This window comes from Bacillus sp. (in: firmicutes) (assembly GCA_017656295.1).
Lineage (GTDB): Bacteria > Bacillota > Bacilli > Bacillales > JACDOC01 > JACDOC01.
Map to the genome: position 1 here is coordinate 1 of JACDOC010000040.1, position 1,733 is coordinate 1,733.

Genomic DNA, 1,733 nt, shown 5'->3' on the forward strand with positions numbered 1-1,733 from the left:
CATTAGCTCAGTCGGTAGAGCATCTGACTTTTAATCAGAGGGTCGGAGGTTCGAGTCCTCCATGGCTCACCAGTTTTATGCGGGTGTGGCGGAATTGGCAGACGCACCAGACTTAGGATCTGGCGCCGCAAGGCGTGGGGGTTCAAGTCCCTCCACCCGCACATGCGGAAGTAGTTCAGTGGTAGAACACCACCTTGCCAAGGTGGGGGTCGCGGGTTCGAATCCCGTCTTCCGCTCCAACTAAATAGCCATGCCGGGGTGGCGGAATTGGCAGACGCACAGGACTTAAAATCCTGCGGTGGGTGACCACCGTGCCGGTTCGAGTCCGGCCCTCGGCACCATTTGCGCCCGTAGCTCAATTGGATAGAGCATCTGACTACGGATCAGAAGGTTAGGGGTTCGAATCCTCTCGGGCGCGCCAGTTACCGGGAAGTAGCTCAGCTTGGTAGAGCACATGGTTTGGGACCATGGGGTCGCAGGTTCGAATCCTGTCTTCCCGACTCTTCAAATGCATCAAATGGGGCCTTAGCTCAGCTGGGAGAGCGCCTGCTTTGCACGCAGGAGGTCAGCGGTTCGATCCCGCTAGGCTCCACCATAACATAAATGGATGAACTGGCGGCGTAGCTCAGCTGGCTAGAGCGTACGGTTCATACCCGTGAGGTCGGGGGTTCGATCCCCTCCGCCGCCACCATAAGGACCTTTAGCTCAGCTGGTTAGAGCAGACGGCTCATAACCGTCCGGTCGTAGGTTCGAGTCCTACAAGGTCCACCAGTTAAATAAATACGGAGGAGTACCCAAGTCTGGCTGAAGGGGTCGGTCTTGAAAACCGAGAGGCGGGTCAAACCGCGCGGGGGTTCGAATCCCTCCTCCTCCGCCATAATTCAATAATTTTGTATCGTCGCGGGGTGGAGCACGCCCGAATCCACTTCCTCGAAAATACTTCAGCGTACCGCTCGAGTTACTTCATGAAACAACTAACCGAGAGCGGGACGGTCAATAGACACATCGGGCATGAAACAAATTCAGTAATTTCTTATCGTCGCGGGGTGGAGCAGTCCGGTAGCTCGTCGGGCTCATAACCCGAAGGTCGCAGGTTCAAATCCTGCCCCCGCAATTAAGGGTCCCGTGGTGTAGCGGTTAACATGCCTGCCTGTCACGCAGGAGATCGCGGGTTCGATTCCCGTCGGGACCGCCATTATTAAACGGCTCGGTAGCTCAGTCGGTGGAGCAACGAGCAAAGCTTCTTTGGAAAAACTACGAGTTGTACCGCTCGAACTTCTACTTGATTAAGCTTACTGAGAGCGGGACAAAGGACTAATAAAATATCTAACAATTTAATAAAAAAATAAACAAAACGGCTCGGTAGCTCAGTCGGTAGAGCAAAGGACTGAAAATCCTTGTGTCGGCGGTTCGATTCCGTCCCGAGCCACCATCAGTAGCCAAGCATCAAAGATTATACATTCTATGGCGGCTATGGCGAAGTGGTTAACGCATCGGATTGTGGCTCCGACATTCGTGGGTTCGATTCCCACTAGTCGCCCCATATTTCATCACAATTTTTCATTACTTGCATATATTATTATTGGGCTATAGCCAAGCGGTAAGGCAACGGACTTTGACTCCGTGATGCGCTGGTTCGAATCCAGCTAGCCCAGCTTGCGGAAGTAGTTCAGTGGTAGAACACCACCTTGCCAAGGTGGGGGTCGCGGGTTCGAATCCCGTCTTCCGCTCCA

The 1,733-nt window shown here is 53.7% G+C and carries 15 tRNA genes; all 15 read left to right on the forward strand.

Annotation, left to right across the window (positions count from 1 at the left end):
- Nucleotides 1-79 precede the first annotated feature (79 nt).
- The 15 genes from H0Z31_15595 to H0Z31_15665 all read left to right on the forward strand — a co-directional run bounded on the left by H0Z31_15595 (nt 80) and on the right by H0Z31_15665 (nt 1,733).
- A tRNA-Leu gene (locus tag H0Z31_15595) sits at nt 80-161 on the forward strand.
- Nucleotides 162-164: 3 nt separating this feature from the next.
- Nucleotides 165-239: transfer RNA gene (locus tag H0Z31_15600), tRNA-Gly, on the forward strand.
- A gap of 13 nt (nt 240-252) precedes the next feature.
- Nucleotides 253-341 (forward strand) — tRNA-Leu (locus H0Z31_15605).
- A 3-nt stretch (nt 342-344) separates the two neighbouring features.
- Nucleotides 345-421: transfer RNA gene (locus H0Z31_15610), tRNA-Arg, on the forward strand.
- A gap of 5 nt (nt 422-426) precedes the next feature.
- Nucleotides 427-500 (forward strand) — tRNA-Pro (locus tag H0Z31_15615).
- Between the two features lie 19 nt (nt 501-519).
- Nucleotides 520-595: transfer RNA gene (locus tag H0Z31_15620), tRNA-Ala, on the forward strand.
- A 19-nt stretch (nt 596-614) separates the two neighbouring features.
- Nucleotides 615-691, forward strand: a tRNA-Met gene (locus H0Z31_15625).
- Between the two features lie 3 nt (nt 692-694).
- Nucleotides 695-771, forward strand: a tRNA-Ile gene (locus tag H0Z31_15630).
- A 13-nt stretch (nt 772-784) separates the two neighbouring features.
- Nucleotides 785-877 (forward strand) — tRNA-Ser (locus tag H0Z31_15635).
- Between the two features lie 163 nt (nt 878-1,040).
- Nucleotides 1,041-1,114: transfer RNA gene (locus tag H0Z31_15640), tRNA-Met, on the forward strand.
- Between the two features lie 5 nt (nt 1,115-1,119).
- A tRNA-Asp gene (locus H0Z31_15645) sits at nt 1,120-1,195 on the forward strand.
- A gap of 161 nt (nt 1,196-1,356) precedes the next feature.
- Nucleotides 1,357-1,432, forward strand: a tRNA-Phe gene (locus H0Z31_15650).
- Nucleotides 1,433-1,467: 35 nt separating this feature from the next.
- Nucleotides 1,468-1,543: transfer RNA gene (locus H0Z31_15655), tRNA-His, on the forward strand.
- A gap of 40 nt (nt 1,544-1,583) precedes the next feature.
- A tRNA-Gln gene (locus H0Z31_15660) sits at nt 1,584-1,655 on the forward strand.
- 3 nt (nt 1,656-1,658) lie between these two features.
- A tRNA-Gly gene (locus tag H0Z31_15665) sits at nt 1,659-1,733 on the forward strand.